Raw genomic sequence first — 17,640 nt, 5'->3', positions numbered from 1 at the left:
TAGCAACCAGGTCTTTTAACTCATTAAATCTGTTCATGATAAAAATGTAAATGATTAATAAAAAATTTGTTGGGCACAAATGTGCTGTTTTGAACACTTTTACTCAAATTTTATAAAAAAAGTTGCTATCCGAGTCGGATAATATCGGATTACTTCATTCCATATAAACTCAATATTTGTCAAAAAATTAATTGATATGGCAACTAATGAAACTAAGAGCGTGAATGGTCAATCTCCGGTATTTGCTAACCAGTTAACTACTGTTGAGGATTTGATCAATTTTAAAAGAGAGCTGCTTTCAGAAATCAAGTAACTTATTTCTACCCATACCAGCCAACCAGGTGAAGAGGTGGCTGAAATCCTTTGAAGTCAAAGAATTACTTCATATTTCGACCGGCACACTACACAACTTTCGGACAAATGACACTTTGCCATTTACGAAAATAGGAGGAGTGGTATTTTACGACATGATTGCGGTTGAACAAATTTTAGAGAGACACACTACTTATCAAAAGGTTTCAAAATGACATTCTATCAACCTATATATATAAGTTATAACCGTATATCGGGGAAATAACAGTTTCTATCAGGTCTGTCGTATCTGGAATGTGTACAAATCGTTCGGCTATTTTCAGCCGTCTGGATGCATCGTCAGCTTTGTACATCACAATACTTCTAATCCCGGCCGCCGCATAAACCATATTTGCACGTTTTATAAATGAATATACCATTGTCGAGTCGCAGACAAAGCCTTGGGCACTTGTTTTGGTAGCTTATAAAAAATGAATTCTTTTTGCTTCTATTAGACAATTCAAGTCATTGTCCCAGCCTCTATTTAGTAGTCTGCGAAATCCTTTTTGCTTAATAGATATATTTACCCGTACTTTAAAAATTATTAACCAGGTAGCCTGATTCTGATATCAATGAAAGCAGCTTTACGTAATGCGAGATTATTCAATGCATACTGATGATGAACTTGTTTTGTTTTTAAAACAAGGAGAGGCTGGTTCCTTCAATACTATATATGGCCGCTACTGGGATAAGTTATTTGATGCTGCTTATAAACGCCTTCATAATACCGAAATTTGCGAAGAAATAGTTCAGGAAATATTTATTAAGCTTTGGGAAAAACGTGCGGTACTAAAGTTAACTACCGGCCTGCAAAACTATTTGTATACAGCCGTAAAGTACAATGTAATAGATCATTATCGCAAGCAGCTGTTGCAGGATAATTTTATTTCGGCCAATAAGCATAGGTCTGAACAGGATAATAGTACGGAAGATAATATTTTTGTAAACGACCTGAAAATTCACCTGGAAAATTTGATAAATGCGTTGCCCGGCAAATGCAAAAACGTTTATGAACTTAGCCGCTTGCAGCATAAAAGCAATAAAGAAATTGCTGTCTTATTAAATATATCAGAAAAAACAGTTGAGGGCCACCTCACCAAAGCATTGCAACATATCCGGTTGGGGATAAGTGATGTATTGCTATTGTCTATCTTTTTTGTTCTGAAATAATTTTTTCAAAATAAAAACAAGGGTAACTGCCTTTTACTTCGACTACCTATTATAAGCCAGTAATAAACTTCGTTAAAATGAATAAAATTCAACTTTCTGAATTATTGGAAAAGTACGCTAATGGCACCTGCACGCCAGAAGAAATGGATGCCATTAACCAGTGGTATAACAAATATCAGGATACGCCTGACTATACAGATACATTGCCTACAAATGAACGTGAGTTGCTAAAGGCAAAAATGCAAACAGCTATCACTGCTAAAATAATTCCGGATGAAGCAGCGCCTGTTATTGTGCGCACCATATACCGCAAATGGTGGGTAGGTATAGCGGCCGCGGCCATTGTATTGGTTTTAATTAAAGTTGTGTTTTTAAATAACGCCTTAAAACCTGACCACGCGGCACAGCCTGTTATTGCAAACTTGCAGGTTACTAATAACACCAAAAATATTCTTAAACAATTACTGCCTGATAGTAGCATAGTTTGGCTAAGCCCCGGTGCCAGCCTAAACTGGCCTAAAAGCTTTTTAAAGGCATCGCGCAATGTAGCTATGAAGGGTGATTGTTTTTTTGAAGTTACTAAAAATCCAAACCGTCCCTTTATTATCAGCAGTGAGCACTTGGTAACTAAAGTTTGGGGAACCAGTTTTAGGGTACATGATGGTACAGATAATACCATGGCTAAAGTTACTGTACTCACCGGTAAGGTATCGGTAAGCAAAAAGGGAAGTGCCGCGGCAAATGCCGGCCCTAAACTAATAGCTAATGAAATAATACTGCACCCTAAAGATGAAGTTGTTTTAGCAAATAACACCGCGCAACTGGTGGCAACCAAGCAAGCCAACGTGTCTGACCTGGCCCTCTATAAACACTTCAATCTTTCTTTTGAAAATAGCAAGCTAACCGAAATTGTATCGGTACTGAATAAAAAATTCGAAGTAAATATCAGGATCCGGAATGAAGAGCTGGATAAAGCGGTTATGACGGCCGATTTAAATGACCTGAACTTACCTGAGGTACTGGATGTGCTCAAAGCATCCATGAAATTAAATTATGAGATATCTAAAGATCTCATCGTACTCAAAAAAACCAATTAAATTATCAGATAACCTAAAAAAGAAAATTATGAGTAATATTTCTCCTTAACCAACCCCATTCTTTCCAAGAAGGGTACAAGAGTGCTGCTACACCCCTGTACCTGGAAATTTCAAGCCCGTGGATGACATCAACAAAGTTGGTGACAGGGCCATTTTATTATATTTTTTTACAAATACAACTATTTCAAATTTATGAATTTTTGTTTACATCATTCGCATTTCTGGTACAAGATCATGAGAATCACATTCAGCCAGTTATTGATACTTATCTTAATGACCGGCATCACCTACTCTAAGCCAACATCTGCGCAGGGGGTACTGAATAAAAAGATCAGTCTTACCGTTCAAAATAAAACCCTTGCCGATGTGTTGACCACATTAGCAAAAGCAAATCATGTGGAATTTATTTATAATCAGGATGTTATAAAAACATCAGATAAAATATCTGTAGATTTTAGCGATAAAAACCTGAAGGAGGTACTGGATAAGCTTTTAACCCAGTACCATATTAATTACGAGGTATTTAAAAGTAAAATTATTTTAATTGATGCCCAGCCGACAGTTGCAGTAGCTAAAAAGGAAGCCGCCGCCGATGTACAAATAGCCGGTAAAGTAATTGATGAAAAGAACGAAACCCTGATAGGGGTTAGCGTAACCATTAAAGGTACAACTAAAGGCACCATTACCGATGTTAACGGTAACTTCAAACTATCGGTTGCCAGTACTAATGATATATTGGTGTTTAAATACATTGGCTTCGCTACGGTTGAAATACCCGCCAGCGGCACTTTACCTTTAACTGTTAAAATGACCGCCGATTCTAAATCACTGAACGAGGTGATTGTTTTGGGTTACGGCACCAAAAAGAAAAGCGATGTTACCGGTAGTGTGGCATCATTAAGCAGCGACGAAATTGTAAAATCGAAAGCGCCAAACGCTCAGGAAGCCATACAGGGACGGCTGCCGGGTGTAGATGTTAAACGTACATCGGGCAAACCGGGTGCGGATATGACCATCGAGATTCGTGGTGTAAACTCCATTTATGGTAACACCCAGCCTTTATATGTAGTGGATGGGATCCCGGTATCCAGCATCAATGATATCAACCCGTCAGACATTGAACGGATGGACGTTTTAAAAGATGCTTCTTCTACCGCTATTTTCGGTTCGCGCGGTGCAAACGGAGTGGTTATTGTGACTACCAAAAAGGGAACACGCGGCCAAACAAAAATTAACTATGATGGCTATGTGGGCGTAGTTAATGCCTACAACCTGCCAAGGGTAATGACTGGCCCTGAATTTGTGGATTACGCCCGCGAATTTTATAGCACCCTGGGTGCAAGCGTTACCCCCCAGGTTACCTACCCCGACGCCAGCATTTTTTCGGCAACAGAGCTATCTAATATAGCCAGCGGCAATTATACCGATTGGGTAAAACTGATTAAGCAAAATGGTTTGCAAACAAACCACAACCTGTCAATAACCGGTGGCGATGAAAAAACAGTATACTTCCTTTCGGCAGGATATCAAAATTACCAGGGTTCTATTAAAGCCGAAGGAACCAAAAAGTACACCCTGAAAGTAGGCCTGGATAAAACCATTAACGATTGGGTTAAAGTTGGGGCATCTATGTACGGCACCTATGCAGATTTTAACCTGGGTAGCGGCGAGGTTTTCCGCAGCGCTTATCGTTTACGCCCTACAGGCAGTGCCTATAATGCAGATGGCAGCAAGCGTTTCTTCGCTTATGAGACTGAAGCACAAATTACCAACCCGCTTTTTGACCTGGAGAATGACCTGCGCGTAACACAATACATACGCATGTTACCCAATTTATATGCCGAAATTGGCTTAATAAAAGGTTTAAAATTCCGTACATCATTTACACCGGATATCACCTTCCAACGCGCGGGCACTTATTCAGATCAGTTTTCAAAAATTGGCGCGGGTACCAAACCAAACGCGGCTACCAACAGCACTAATCATATTTTCAACTACACGCTTGATAACCTGTTAACCTACAACAAAACCATCAACGATAATAACAAGTTTGATTTAACGGCAGGTAGCTCACTAAACTACTATCAAACAGATAACAACAACATTTCCGTTTCGGGTTTACCATATCGTTCGTTATGGTATAACGTTGGCAGTGCTACCGCGGTAACCATTAATGGCACTACGGTACAACCATCAACTACGGTATCCAGCAATTATACCAAGCAAACCATTAGTTCCTTCTTTTTCCGCGCTAACTACACCTTTAAAAACAGATACCTGTTAACCATGACCGGCCGTGCCGATGGTAACTCCATATTTGCCGACGGCCACAAATGGGGTTTCTTCCCGTCAGCCGCTTTAGGCTGGATAGCCAGCGAAGAGAATTTTATGAAAGGTATCTCGGCTATTAACTTCCTGAAGTTTAGGTTTAGCTACGGCCGTTCAGGCAACGCGGCGGTTAACACTAACTATTTTTACCCGTATGTTACCCAATCAAGTGTGGTTACCAGTTTTTATGACTTTAACGGCGCTACTGCTAATGGTTCGGGCATTGTGGCTTTGGCCAACAAAAACCTTACCTGGGAAAAAACATCAGAATATAACGCCGGTTTAGAATTAAACATGCTGAAAAACCGTATTGGTTTCACCTTTGATTATTACAACAAAACCGCTAAAGGAACCCTGCTGCCACAGCAGATCCCTGCCGCGAATGGCTTTACTACCGTAGTATCCAATATTGGTTCTATCCGCAACAGCGGTATTGAACTGGGCTTGAATACCACCAACATTAAAAGCAGCAAATTTAGCTGGTTAACAAATATGAATTACTCGCATAATAAAAACCAGATCCTTGATCTGTTTGGCAACGGCGCTAATGATGTGGGTAATGCACGTTTCATCGGCCAGAAGGCGCGTGTGATCTATAACTATAAAGTGATTGGCGTATGGCAAACCAGCGAGGCTGCACAAGCTGCCACTTACGGCCAAAAACCGGGACAATACAAAATTCAGGATGTGAATAATGACGGTAAGATTAATGCTGATGACCGCCAGATTTTGGGCAGCGATATACCGGATTGGTTTGGCGGTATCACCAATACCTTCAACTACAAACAACTTGATCTGGGCTTTACCGTTTACACCCGTCAGGGTACTGTGCAGCAAAGTACTTTTCTTGATCAATACCTGAACGGCGACCAAGGCCGCGCACGCTTTGGCGCTTACCAGCGCAGCTATTGGACGGCTACTAACCCAAGTAACACCTGGGCAAATAATGCTATTGAAACCGATGCCACCCGCAGAACAGCCGCTACTTATCAAAACTCATCATATACCAAAATCAGTAATATTACGCTGGGCTATACCCTGCCAAAAGCGGCCGCTTCAAAAATTAAGTTGAGCAACCTAAGGCTATATGCTACGGCTTATAATCCTTTTGTGTTCACTAAGTTCATAGGCTGGGACCCTGAAACTGCCGATCTTAACTCGTTCGGGTTGCAGGATTTCCGTACCCGCACCTTTATTATTGGCCTTAACGTAACATTATAATTTAACAACTTATAAAACATTGTATATGAAATACTTAACTAACAAACTGCTGTTGCTGTTAATTGCGCTTATAGCAATTAGCCATACTGGTTGCAAAAAATATATAGAGGAAACCAACCTGGGTTCCTCTACCGACGATATCTATTACGTAACCAAAATAGGTTTCGAAGATCTGTCCCGGTCAAATTACCCGAACCTAAGGTTGTTAGCCAGTTCGGGCTCCCTGCAAAATTTAGGTACCGATGTTTATTCATCTGTTGGTACGGCAGATAATGCGGCCTTTAACGTTTATAATGTTTCGTTAAATTCATCCGTTACCGATGTAGATACTTATTGGAAACAATTGTATTATGCTATCGGCGATACTAACACTACCCTATATTGGTCGGGCCTGGTGCAGGGCATGGATGCTACCTTGTTAAACGCACGTATTGGCGAGGCTAAAGCATTAAGGGCCTACTACTACTATTTATTGGCCGAAACTTTTGGCGATGTGCCGCTGGTATTAACCCGTTCCACATCTGCCAGTACCTCATTCACGCGCACGCCCGAAAAAGAAGTATATGCACAGATAATTAAAGATTTAACCGAGGCTGTTGCTGTTTTGCCTACCACAACAACCGAGCAGGGTCGTGTTACCAAAGGCTTTGCCCAACACCTGCTGGCTAAAGTTTATTTAACACGCGGTTACAAAAGCTACGGCGGCGGTGCTGCCGATTATACTTTAGCAGCCACCACTGCCGAAGGGTTGATTACCTCAGGTACATATACCTTAAGGCCTACATTTGCCAGTCTTTTCGACCCAACCGTAGCCACCTTTCAAATCAATTCTGAAGTGATCTTTTCTGTCCAATACAGCACTGTAGCGGCTACTAACCAGGTTTATTTCTTGGGCAAGCCACAAGCGGCAGCTGTTACAGGCAACTCCTTACAACAATGGTTTTTGTGGGATGTACAGGGTATCTCGCTAATTGGCCGGAGCGCTTTGTATAACAAGCCAAACTCGGCGCAAATTGCCGTACCCGATCCTTACTTCTTCAGCTTATTTGATAAGGCAAGGGATAGCCGTTACCTGGCTACCGTATGGACAGGTTTAACCGCGCAAACAGCCGGTACCTTTAACGGTAAAACTTTTGCCGTGGGCGATACCATTATTTACTACCCTGACGTTGCCTTTACACCCGCCCAAAAAGCCGCGCGTAAATACACCGTGTTTAACCCGGACGAGTACCGCAGTTCACCCTATTCTGGTTTGTCACGCACTTTTCCTGAATTTAAAAAATTCCGCGACCCTAACATCACCTTTGGTGATAACGGTGGCACACGCGATACGTATATCTTCCGCCTGGGCGAAACTTATTTAATAGCAGCCGAAGCTTATTTACAAGCCGGTAACCTGCCCAAAGCTTTGCAATATTATAACCTGTTAAGGGCCCGCGCTGCCAAACCCGGTAACAACCCGGCAACCAATGTGGCCTATGCCACCGAAATGAAGGTAACTACACTTACACTTGATGATATTTTGGATGAACGGGTACGCGAGCTGGCCGGCGAAGAATACCGCTGGTTTGAGCTGAAACGTACCGGCAAACTAATTAGCCGCACCCTGGCCCATAATGAAGAAGCTGCCGCGGCAGGTACTTTAAAATCAACCTTTTTGCTGCGCCCTATCCCGCAATCGCAAATTGATTTGAATACCGGCGCGGCATTCCTGCAAAACCCGGGTTATTAATCACAAAAGCCATGATGCATAAACACTGCATCATGGTTTTTCTTTTAAGATCTCAATTATGAAAAAGCAAATATTGATCCTGTTGCTGTTAGGTAATGCTTTGGCGGCTTTTGCCCAAAAAAGCTATAACATTATTAATTACGGCGCTAAAACCGGTGCAAAATATAATAACGCTATAGCTATACAAAAAGCTATTGATGCTGCGGCTAAAAATAAAGGTGGCCGGGTAATTATCCCTGCAGGGAACTTTACTACGGGCCCCATTATACTTAAAAGCGGTGTCGAAATTCATTTTAATGATGATGCTGCCTTGCTGGGGAGTACTAATCGATTTGATTATACTGAAGGCAAAATGGCAGTGATATCGGCTAAAGGGCAACACGATATCGCGATAACCGGTAATGGCACAATTAACGGACAGGGACGCGATTTGATCATGAATGTCCTTCAGTTATTAACCGATGGAAAAATTCAGGATGATCAGTGGAAAATAAAACGCCCGGCCGAAAAAAACCGCACCAATATATTTTCTATAGTTGATTGTACTAACGTCAGGGTTACCGGGGTTACGTTAAGAGATGCGTCCGGCTGGGTGCAAACCTATAAAAACTGTACAGGAGTGGTCATCGACCATATGAAGGTTGAAAGCGTAGCCTACTGGAATAATGACGGTATAGACATTGTGGACAGCAAAAATGTAAAGATCACCAACAGTTTTTTTAACGCTGCCGATGATGCCATCTGCCTTAAATCCGAAGACGCAAACAAAAGCTGTGAAAATATTTGGGTAGAGAATTGTACGCTCCGGTCAAGCGCCAGTGGCTTTAAACTGGGCACTGGTTCCGTGGGTGCGTTTCGCAAGATCACCGTTAAAAATTTAACAGTTTATAATACTTACCGCTCGGCTATTGCGCTTGAAAGCGTGGATGGCGCTCTGATTGAAGATGTAGATATCCGAAATGTTACCGGTAAAAACGTAGGTAATGCGGTCTTTATCCGTTTAGGGCACCGCAATACCGATGCGCGCTACAGCAGTATTCGTAACGTCCTCATCGATGGGGTTAAGGCCGATGTACCTAATGCCAAACCCGATGTAGGATACCCACTGGAAGGCCCCGCACCAAAAGTAGCCCCGCACAACCTTGTTCCGGCTTCTATTACAGGCTTGCCGGGTCATTTGGTACAAAATGTCACGCTTCAGAATATTGATATCACCTACGGCGGCGGTGCAAACAAAACCTTCGCTTATGCACCGATTAATGAACTGGATAAAGTAACAGAGAACGTGCCGGGCTACCCTGAATTCACGATGTTTGGTGAATTACCATCGTGGGGCTTGTACGTACGGCATGCCGAAGGTATTAAACTTAATAACTTTAAGATCGGCGTTATGGAATCTGATTTTCGCCCTGCGCTGATTTTTGACGATGTGACTGGTTTGTCGCTGAATAACCTGACTGTGCCGCAAACAGCAAGTTTACCGACAATTGTTTATAAGGGGGTGGGCCAGCTAACAACCAGCGGCGTGACTTTGCCGGCGGGGAATAATGCAGTAATAACCCAAAAATAGTTGATGATGACGTTAAAATATACCTGCGGTTTATTATTGTTGATCAGCACCGGGGCCGCGGCGCAAAACCTGGTTAAATATGTACAGCCAATGGCGGGTACAGCAAGCGCAACTACGGCAGGTGCTTTGAAACACGGTTCGGTGCTGGCAAACTTTGCCAATACCATTCCGGCGGTAACCGCCCCATTTGGCATGACCCAATGGACACCGCAAACCCAGCGCACCGAGAGTAAATGCATCCCGCCATACTATCATAAGGATGATCAGTTTAGCGGCTTCCGTGGTTCGCATTGGCTAAGCGGCTCCTGCACGCAGGATTACGGGAGTTTCACCGTTATGCCAATTACCGGGCACCTTAAAACAAATAATTATACCGCCTCGTTCACCCATGCCGATGAGGAATCGACCCCGTACCTTTACAAGGTCAATTTAAAGCAGTACCAACTACAAGGCGCGGTAACCGCTACCAAACGTTGCGGGATGATGCAGTTCACCATGGATAAGGCTGACAGCCTGTATCTGCTCATCACACCCAACAGCGATTACCACGAAGGATTTATAAAAGTAGATCAGCAAAAAGGCGAGATTTACGGCTACAACCCTGCCCACCGCATTTACCAGGGCTGGGGTAAACCCGCAGGCTTCAGCGGTTACTTCGTTATCAAATTCGAGCGCAGTTTAAGCCGCACCGGCACTTTTGCAGGCGACAAGATATTTGCGGTTGACAGCATAAAGAACGGCACCACTATTGGCGCATACGCTGGCTTTAAACTTAATAAAGGCGAACAGTTAATTATCCGTATCGGAACATCATTTACGGGCATTGACGGTGCCCGCAAAAACCTTCAGGCAGAAATCCCAGCTTTTAACTTTGATGCCGTAGCTAATGCAGGGAAAGCCACCTGGGAAAAAGCACTGTCGCAAATAAAAGTGAACACTACTAACGAGCGCGATAAGCACATCTTTTACACCGCCTATTACCACACCATGCAGCAGCCGCGTTTGTTCAACGATGTGGATGGGGTATACCCACGCTTCTCATCATCCTACAAAAACGAAAAACTGGCTAAAGGGAATTATTACGATGATTTCTCGATGTGGGATATTTACCGTGCCGAAATCCCCTTGTTTGAAATACTGAAGCCGAAGCTGGTTAATAACTTAGTACAGTCCCTCATTTTAAAAGGCAAGCAGGGCGGCTGGATGCCTATTTTCCCTTGTTGGAATAGCTATACTTCGGAAATGATCGGCGATCATACCACATCGGTGATAAGTTCCGCTTATCTGAAGGGCATCCGTGATTATGATGTTAACGAAGCCTACCAGATTTTAAGACATAACGCTTTCGATATTCCTCCCAGTCGTGCCGACTATGTAGAAGGCAAAGGCCGCCGAGCTTTAGATAGTTATCTGAAATATAAATACATTCCTTTAGAGGATAGTGTACTGGATGCCTTCCATAAAATGGAGCAGGTAAGCCGTACATTGGAATATGCTTATGATGACTATGCACTGGCACAATTTGCCAACGGCCTAAAAAAGACGGCAGACTATAACGCGTTAAGCGCAAGGGCCGGTTATTATAAGAATGTGTTTGACGGCAAATCTGGTTTTGTACGCGGCAAACTTATTAACGGTAGCTGGGCCACGCCATTCAACCCGGATAAAAAAGAAACTTATATTACCGAAGGAACTGCACGTCAATACACTTTCTATGTTCCGCAGGATGTACCGGGTTTATACAAACTAATGGGCGGCAGCAGCAAACTTGAAACAGCATTAGACAGTTTGTTCGCCAAAGGTGAATACTGGCACGGTAACGAACCCGGCCACCAGATTCCTTTTATGTATAATTACACGCCATCGCCCTGGAAAACCCAGGCAGCCGTCCACAAAATCTTAGCTGCCGAATACAGCGACGGTCCCGGCGGCTTGGGCGGCAATGATGACGCAGGCCAAATGTCGGCCTGGTATATGTTTGCTGCTATGGGTTTCTATCCGGTCAACCCTGTATCGGGCGAATACCTATTATGCGCGCCGTTGTTTGATGAGATAACCATCAGTTTACCATCGGGCAAAAAGTTCGATGTTGTTTGTCATAAAACAGGCAAGGCTTCGCAATATATCAACAAGGTAATGCTAAACGGTAAACCAATGCCCAAAAGCTTTATCCGCTACAGTGATATTATGAATGGCGGTAAGCTGGATGTGTACCTACAAGATAAACCTGATAAAACCTGGGCTAACAAGCCATCAATGCAGCCAAAAGGGATGGCAAATAATTTGCAATAAAGCAATGAGAAAGATTTTAATAATGATCATATTGATGGCAACGGGAACTGCGGTCACAGCGCAAAATAAAGCATATATTTTCAGCTACTTTGAAAATAATGGCGAAGATGGCCTGCACCTGGCTTATAGTTTTGACGGCTTAAAATGGCAGGCTTTGAATAGCGACAGCTCGGTTTTAAAGCCCATGGTGGCAAAAGATAAACTGATGCGCGACCCCTGTATTATTAAAGGCGCCGATGGCCTTTTCCACATGGTTTGGACGGTAAGCTGGAAAGACAAAGGAATAGGTTATGCCTCATCGCCCGATTTGATCCATTGGTCGCCGCAGCAATTTGTCCCCGTAATGGTTAAGGAACCGGCGGCACTAAATTGCTGGGCACCAGAGATCATTTATAATGCTGAAGATAAAAACTACATGATCTACTGGGCAACTACCATCCCCGGCAGGTTCCCGAAAACAGATGAGGAAGGCGAGAAGAACCACCGTATCTACTACGTCACCACCCGCGATTTTAAAACTTACAGCGAAACAAAATTACTCTACAATGAGGGTTTTAATGTAATAGATGCTACTATTCAAAAAGCGGGCAGCCGCTATGTAATGTTCCTGAAAAATGAGACCAAAAAGCCCGTTACCGAAAAAAACATCAGGGTGGCTTTTAGCGATCATTTAACCGGTGGTTACGGTACTGCGTCGGTACCCATTACCGGGAACTATTGGGCTGAAGGCCCTACTGCTATCCAAATTGATGGCAAATGGATAGTTTACTTTGATAAGTATACCGACCATCATTATGGTGCGGTACAATCTGCTGATTTGAAAACCTGGGCGGATATCTCCGATCAATTGGAGATGCCTAAAGGGATACGGCATGGTACGGTGTTAACTATTACCCAACAAGAGTTGAGTCAACTAACCGCTTACTACCATACGCCATTTACTTTAAATAACAATTTAGCTTTAACCCCGCAAATGGGCTGGAACAGCTGGAACGCTATTAAAAAAGAACCGACAGAAACCGTTATTAAACAAGTTGCTGATGCTATGGTTTCTTCAGGGTTGAAGGCTGCCGGCTATAATTATGTTAATATAGATGACTTTTGGTGTACCGGCCGCGATGCGCAGGGTAATATCATGGTAGATACCACCAAGTTTCCGCATGGGATGAAAGTGGTGGCCGACTATATTCATAGCAAAGGGCTAAAGGCAGGTATTTATACTAATATTGGTACTAAACCTAACTATGCCACATTGGCCAGCGGCGGCTTTTACGCGCAGGATATGAAAACCTTTGCCGATTGGGGTTTTGATTATGTAAAGGTTGACGTGAATTTTGCAGCGGTAAGGACAGAGGAGGCTTATAAAAAAGAATTCACAGAAGTATCCCGGGCGGTAAAATACGCGGGCCGGCCAATACTGCTTAGCATTTGCAACCAGGGAGGCCGTAATTATTGGAACTGGGCGCCGGCCTTAGGTAACAGCTGGCGCGTTGGCGGCGATATCGACCATTCGCCCAAGGGGGCCAAAAACCAGTGGGATGGTGTAATTTATGAGTTGGATCTATCTGCCCAACATCCGGAAATTGCCGGCCCCAGCCACTGGAATGATGCAGATATGATGCTGGTAGGCGTAGGCGATGATGGTGGCCGGTTAAAAGTGATGAGCGTTGAAGAACAGAAAGCCCACTTTAGTATGTGGTGTATAATTGCTTCGCCATTAATTATGGGTAATGACCTCCGGCATCTCTCAGCAGAAACCTTAGCTATACTAACCAACAAAGAAGCAATAGCTGTTAACCAGGATGCTTTAGGTGTGCAGGGCACAGTGGTTACAGAGCCGCAACCCGGCCTGCAGGTTTGGGTTAAACTCCTTAAAGGGCATAAATATGCGGTAGCGCTTTTTAACCGCACCGAAAGCAGTGCATCCATCACTTTTGATTTTAAAAAGGCCGGATTACCCTTAACGCTTAAGTTAAAAGATGTTTGGCGGCATCAGTCCCTGGGTAAATTTACCGGGACATTTAGTAAGGTGGTACCGGCCCATGGAGTGCAAATGCTGATCGTTCAATAAACCTAATTCTTTTGCCAATGTCTCTCAAAAACTTCCTTTTCGTCCTATTGATCATAGTCGGTTCGCTCCCATCAAAAGCTACCACCAAACCTTTAACGGTAATCAGCCCTGATAAAAAGATTAGGGTGAATTTCTATTCTGATAACGGGGTAAGTTATGATATCGCTTTTTCTGGCGAAACGGTATTGCAAAAATCTAAATTAGGTATAACGCTGAAAGATGCCGATCTCGCTAATGATTTAAGGTTAACTACCGCAACGCCTGCGCATCTTATCACCGATAATTATACATTAATATATGGCAAAAAAACTGCTGTAAAATACACCGCAAATGAGGTTATACTGCACTGTTTAAATCAACATCAACAAGCGCTGGATATTATTTTCCGGGTGAGCAATGATGGGGTTGCTTTCAGGTATTTCATTCCCGGTAAGGCCAATCAAACACAACAGGTATTGGGAGAGTACACCACATTCCGCTTCCCGGTAGATACCCGGGCATGGTTACAACCTATGCAGGTAGCCAAAAGCGGCTGGATGCAAACTAATCCCGCTTATGAAGAATACTTTACCCAAAACATCCCTACAGGCACGCCTTCACCAACCGCGGCAGGCTGGGTTTACCCGGGTTTATTTAAGTATCATACAACCTGGATAGTGCTTACCGAGGCAGCCGTAGATACGAATTACTGCGCTACACGCCTGCTGACTGATTCGGTTACCAAAGAATATTATGTCGGGTTTCCCTCAGGCATAGAGGTTATGACCGGGCAGGGCAATCTGCCGGAAGGCAAAACACCGTTTTACAGCCCCTGGCGGGTAATAGGGATTGGCAGTTTAAAAAGTATTATGCAATCTACCATAGGCACCGACCTGGCGGCTGCCAAAAAAATAAAAGAAACGGCATATATCCTACCTGGAAAATCATCCTGGAGCTGGATCAATTCAAAAGACGACTCCATCGTTTATTCTGAGCAAAAACGCTACATTGATTTTGCCGCTAAAATGAACTGGCGTTATTGCCTGGTTGATGCAGATTGGGACCGTAAAATAGGCTATGAAAAAATAACTGAGCTGGTAGCTTATGCAAAAGCTAAAAATGTGGGCATCTGGCTATGGTACAATTCGGCCGGGGATTGGAATACGGTACAATACACCCCAAAAAACAAATTATTAACTGTTGCCAGTCGCCGTGCGGAATTTAAACGTTTGCAGGAAATGGGCATTAAAGGCATAAAAATAGATTTTTTTGGTGGTGATGGCCGGTCGGTGATGCAATATTATATAGATATATTGAACGATGCCGCAGTTTACCATTTAATGGTGAACTTTCATGGAACCACTTTGCCACGCGGATTAGAACGAACCTATCCTAACCTGATGACCGCAGAAGCGGTACGAGGCTTTGAAAACATAACCTTTCGGCAGGCTGATGCAGATAAGGAAGCCCAGCATTGTGCCACGTTACCGTTTACCCGTAACCTGTACGATCCGATGGATTTTACGCCGATGAATTTGTACAAGATCCCCACCAAAATTATACGCAAAACAACCAGCGGCTTTGAACTAGCCTTATCTGTTCTGTTTTTATCAGGTGTACAACACTTTGCCGAATCGCCCGAAGGGATGAGTCATATACCGGATTATGTACAGCAGTTTTTAAGTAAGCTGCCTGACCATTGGGACGAAGTGAAATTTATTGACGGCTTCCCGGGTAAGTATGTGGTGCTGGCCCGCAGATTAGGTAAAAAATGGTATATCGCCGGGATAAACGGTGAAAATCAGGAAAGGACTATCAAAATCAATATGGTTAAAATAATAGGTTATGGCGCAACTATTATAACAGATAGTGATAAGCCATTAAATTTTAAACAAGAAAAAATACAATCTGGCGTTATCAATTTAACATTAAGGGCGTGCGGTGGGTTTGTTGGATACAACTAACTATGTAATTAGTAAACACGGAAATAATACTGGTTGAATTTGATAAGGACGGCATATTAGACCTAAATTGAAATAATTATAATTCACATATGTTACTTTGCTCGTTGTGCGGCGATATTTCTATAAACGATTGAATGCAGCACCCCATATTTACCAGTTGAGCAACCAAGAGCGCGTAGCCGGGTAAATAGTCAAGGCCGGGTGGGGCCGCTGAAAAGCGGACAATTCCCGCCCGCTTGTGTAGCCTTGACTTTTTATCTCGGCGAAGGCTACCTTCGCGCAGGTGGTGAATATGGAAAGCTAAAAAGCAGGGATGCTCACCTTGTTTATTTGGACAACATTTTTTCATGTATGGTTTTAGTTTTTCGTTTGAGCTGTTCTGCTGAATGCTGCGCTTCTTTAGCTTCTCTTTGTTTTTGTTCGGCCAAGTCTTTAGCATGCGTGGTCACCAGGATTTGCTCCTCTAACTGGATAGTAGTTTTTTCCATGACATCAGCATTGGCGCGGTAGCTGCTATCGGCCCAGTCACTTTGCAAAGGATAAACCTGCCTGATCGCCCGGTATTTCAAATCGTTTACTTTTAGCCTAATGTTTTCAACCCTCAAACTAAAGTAGAGGCTCAACACAATTATAAAGGCAATTACCCAGATTGCCAGCCCAATAACCCAGGCCCTGGTTTTCAGATCCAACGTGTAACGATGTTTCATTTCAATGGCTTTGGGTAAATTTCGGACGAGGGCTTCTGCTACCGCGACCTGTCCGGAAACCGCCAAAGCTGTTGCTTTCAACTCGGCTGTACTGGCAATATAGTCAGGATAATCCCGCTTTTCAAGCTCACCAACTCGTTTGATGATCTGCTCGGATATTTCTTCCTGTATTATTAGTCGTTCTTCAATTTCATTTTTCATAGTTTCTTGTGTTATATTGATACTGAATTAGCGGCTGACACCCTGACTCTGATCCTGGCTAGCACCTTGTTTCTTACGTTTCTTTCTGCGGAAAATACTATCATCCTGGTCATGTCCAGGCCCGGCGATATGCAGTGCTTCCAATAAAGTGGACAGGAGAGATTTCCCATGATACCTAGGCGCATGGTCTGTAACGGGTCCGTTATTACGGACCTGCATACGTTTCTCCCGGAGTTGATCTGCGAGTGACGGGTGAGTTACGTCTTTGTCTTCTGCAACAACCTGCTCATTAATGGCATCGCTTATTTTACCAAAACTTAAGTTCCTGTCAACTTTCGATCCTTTGAATGTGTAGCCATCTTAACTAAAGCTGACGCCCTGCACCTCGTTAGTCCCGCTTCGGTATTTGTATCGTATCCCAATGCCCTGTTTTTTCAGTATCTGTCGCAATTCATCCATAGTACGCACTTTAGTGATAGCTGCTTTGATGGCATCATACAATTCATATTTGATCTTGTCCGCTCCTTTCAGTTGCGGCCGGTTGACCTGTTCCTTTCCCTGCCCGATATGAAATCCATGCTGCAAGGTCAGCGCTTTGGATACCTTAACATTCAGCTCCCTTTGAAAGCTATCGGAAATTGTTTTTCCCTGATGATTTACCCTATTATAAACGATATGTAGGTGCGGATGCATCGCATCATAGTGCCGTACCATTAATACCTGGGTTTCCTTGATTTTCATCTTTAGGAGATAGGGAGGGATTCGAACCTGCCTCTGTATGCTTTTGATCTTCAGTCAATTATAATAGTTTCTAAAATTGACTCACCGAATGACTCACCAGTTTTTTTTGCATAAAAACGGGCCGCAAATCTTATATAAAGATTTGCACTTTCCGGCTATTTTCCAAAGCTTTTTTTATTTAAGGTCATCGTTCGTCCTCCGGCATTCGAGCATTGC

General features: G+C 43.3%; 10 protein-coding genes. 8 read left to right on the top strand and 2 right to left on the bottom strand.

Annotated elements, in window-relative coordinates; genetic code table 11:
* Positions 1 to 942 precede the first annotated feature (942 nt).
* From JWR23_RS10805 to JWR23_RS10770, 8 genes are all read left to right on the top strand, one after another.
* A complete protein-coding gene (locus tag JWR23_RS10805) occupies positions 943 to 1,521 on the top strand; it encodes an RNA polymerase sigma-70 factor (protein ID WP_299516013.1) in 579 nt (192 codons plus the stop codon).
* A 77-nt stretch (positions 1,522 to 1,598) separates the two neighbouring features.
* Positions 1,599 to 2,618, top strand: a complete 1,020-nt coding sequence (locus tag JWR23_RS10800; protein ID WP_299516011.1) for a FecR family protein — start codon at positions 1,599 to 1,601, stop codon at positions 2,616 to 2,618.
* Between the two features lie 234 nt (positions 2,619 to 2,852).
* Complete coding sequence (locus tag JWR23_RS10795) at positions 2,853 to 6,167, top strand: SusC/RagA family TonB-linked outer membrane protein (RefSeq protein ID WP_299516009.1); 3,315 nt, start codon at positions 2,853 to 2,855, stop codon at positions 6,165 to 6,167.
* 25 nt (positions 6,168 to 6,192) lie between these two features.
* Complete coding sequence (locus JWR23_RS10790) at positions 6,193 to 7,899, top strand: RagB/SusD family nutrient uptake outer membrane protein (RefSeq protein WP_299516007.1); 1,707 nt, start codon at positions 6,193 to 6,195, stop codon at positions 7,897 to 7,899.
* Between the two features lie 58 nt (positions 7,900 to 7,957).
* Complete coding sequence (locus JWR23_RS10785) at positions 7,958 to 9,469, top strand: glycosyl hydrolase family 28 protein (RefSeq protein WP_299516005.1); 1,512 nt, start codon at positions 7,958 to 7,960, stop codon at positions 9,467 to 9,469.
* A gap of 3 nt (positions 9,470 to 9,472) precedes the next feature.
* Complete coding sequence (locus tag JWR23_RS10780; protein WP_299516004.1) at positions 9,473 to 11,761, top strand: GH92 family glycosyl hydrolase; 2,289 nt, start codon at positions 9,473 to 9,475, stop codon at positions 11,759 to 11,761.
* Between the two features lie 4 nt (positions 11,762 to 11,765).
* Positions 11,766 to 13,832, top strand: coding sequence for an alpha-galactosidase (locus JWR23_RS10775; protein WP_299516003.1), 2,067 nt, complete (start codon positions 11,766 to 11,768; stop codon positions 13,830 to 13,832).
* A gap of 17 nt (positions 13,833 to 13,849) precedes the next feature.
* On the top strand, positions 13,850 to 15,775 hold the full coding sequence (locus JWR23_RS10770) for a glycoside hydrolase family 97 protein (RefSeq protein WP_299516001.1): 1,926 nt from the start codon (positions 13,850 to 13,852) through the stop codon (positions 15,773 to 15,775).
* Positions 15,776 to 16,101: 326 nt separating this feature from the next.
* Here the strand turns inward: JWR23_RS10770 and JWR23_RS10765 are convergent, their stop codons facing one another.
* Together JWR23_RS10765 and JWR23_RS10760 are read right to left on the bottom strand one after the other, a co-directional pair.
* The gene (locus tag JWR23_RS10765) at positions 16,102 to 16,683 is read right to left on the bottom strand and encodes a hypothetical protein (protein WP_299515999.1); all 582 of its coding nucleotides are present in this window, start codon (positions 16,681 to 16,683) and stop codon (positions 16,102 to 16,104) included.
* Between the two features lie 360 nt (positions 16,684 to 17,043).
* Entirely contained in the window at positions 17,044 to 17,424 is a 381-nt protein-coding gene (locus JWR23_RS10760) for a relaxase/mobilization nuclease domain-containing protein (RefSeq protein WP_299515997.1), read from the bottom strand.
* Between the last annotated feature and the right edge of the window lie 216 nt (positions 17,425 to 17,640).

Source organism: Mucilaginibacter sp., assembly GCF_028288205.1.
Classification (GTDB): domain Bacteria; phylum Bacteroidota; class Bacteroidia; order Sphingobacteriales; family Sphingobacteriaceae; genus Mucilaginibacter.
The sequence above is the reverse complement of the archived record's forward strand: the minus strand, read 5'-3'. Positions and strand labels throughout refer to the sequence as shown.

What these genes read in the sequence shown, in the direction of transcription:
- JWR23_RS10805 (WP_299516013.1), top strand. Translation starts at nt 943, where the DNA reads ATGCGAGATTATTCAATGCATACTGATGATGAACTTGTTTTGTTTTTA.
- JWR23_RS10770 (WP_299516001.1), top strand. Translation starts at nt 13,850, where the DNA reads ATGTCTCTCAAAAACTTCCTTTTCGTCCTATTGATCATAGTCGGTTCG.
- JWR23_RS10765 (WP_299515999.1), bottom strand. Translation starts at nt 16,683, where the DNA reads ATGAAAAATGAAATTGAAGAACGACTAATAATACAGGAAGAAATATCC.
- JWR23_RS10790 (WP_299516007.1), top strand. Translation starts at nt 6,193, where the DNA reads ATGAAATACTTAACTAACAAACTGCTGTTGCTGTTAATTGCGCTTATA.
- JWR23_RS10760 (WP_299515997.1), bottom strand. Translation starts at nt 17,424, where the DNA reads ATGAAAATCAAGGAAACCCAGGTATTAATGGTACGGCACTATGATGCG.
- JWR23_RS10785 (WP_299516005.1), top strand. Translation starts at nt 7,958, where the DNA reads ATGAAAAAGCAAATATTGATCCTGTTGCTGTTAGGTAATGCTTTGGCG.
- JWR23_RS10800 (WP_299516011.1), top strand. Translation starts at nt 1,599, where the DNA reads ATGAATAAAATTCAACTTTCTGAATTATTGGAAAAGTACGCTAATGGC.
- JWR23_RS10775 (WP_299516003.1), top strand. Translation starts at nt 11,766, where the DNA reads ATGAGAAAGATTTTAATAATGATCATATTGATGGCAACGGGAACTGCG.
- JWR23_RS10780 (WP_299516004.1), top strand. Translation starts at nt 9,473, where the DNA reads ATGATGACGTTAAAATATACCTGCGGTTTATTATTGTTGATCAGCACC.
- JWR23_RS10795 (WP_299516009.1), top strand. Translation starts at nt 2,853, where the DNA reads ATGAGAATCACATTCAGCCAGTTATTGATACTTATCTTAATGACCGGC.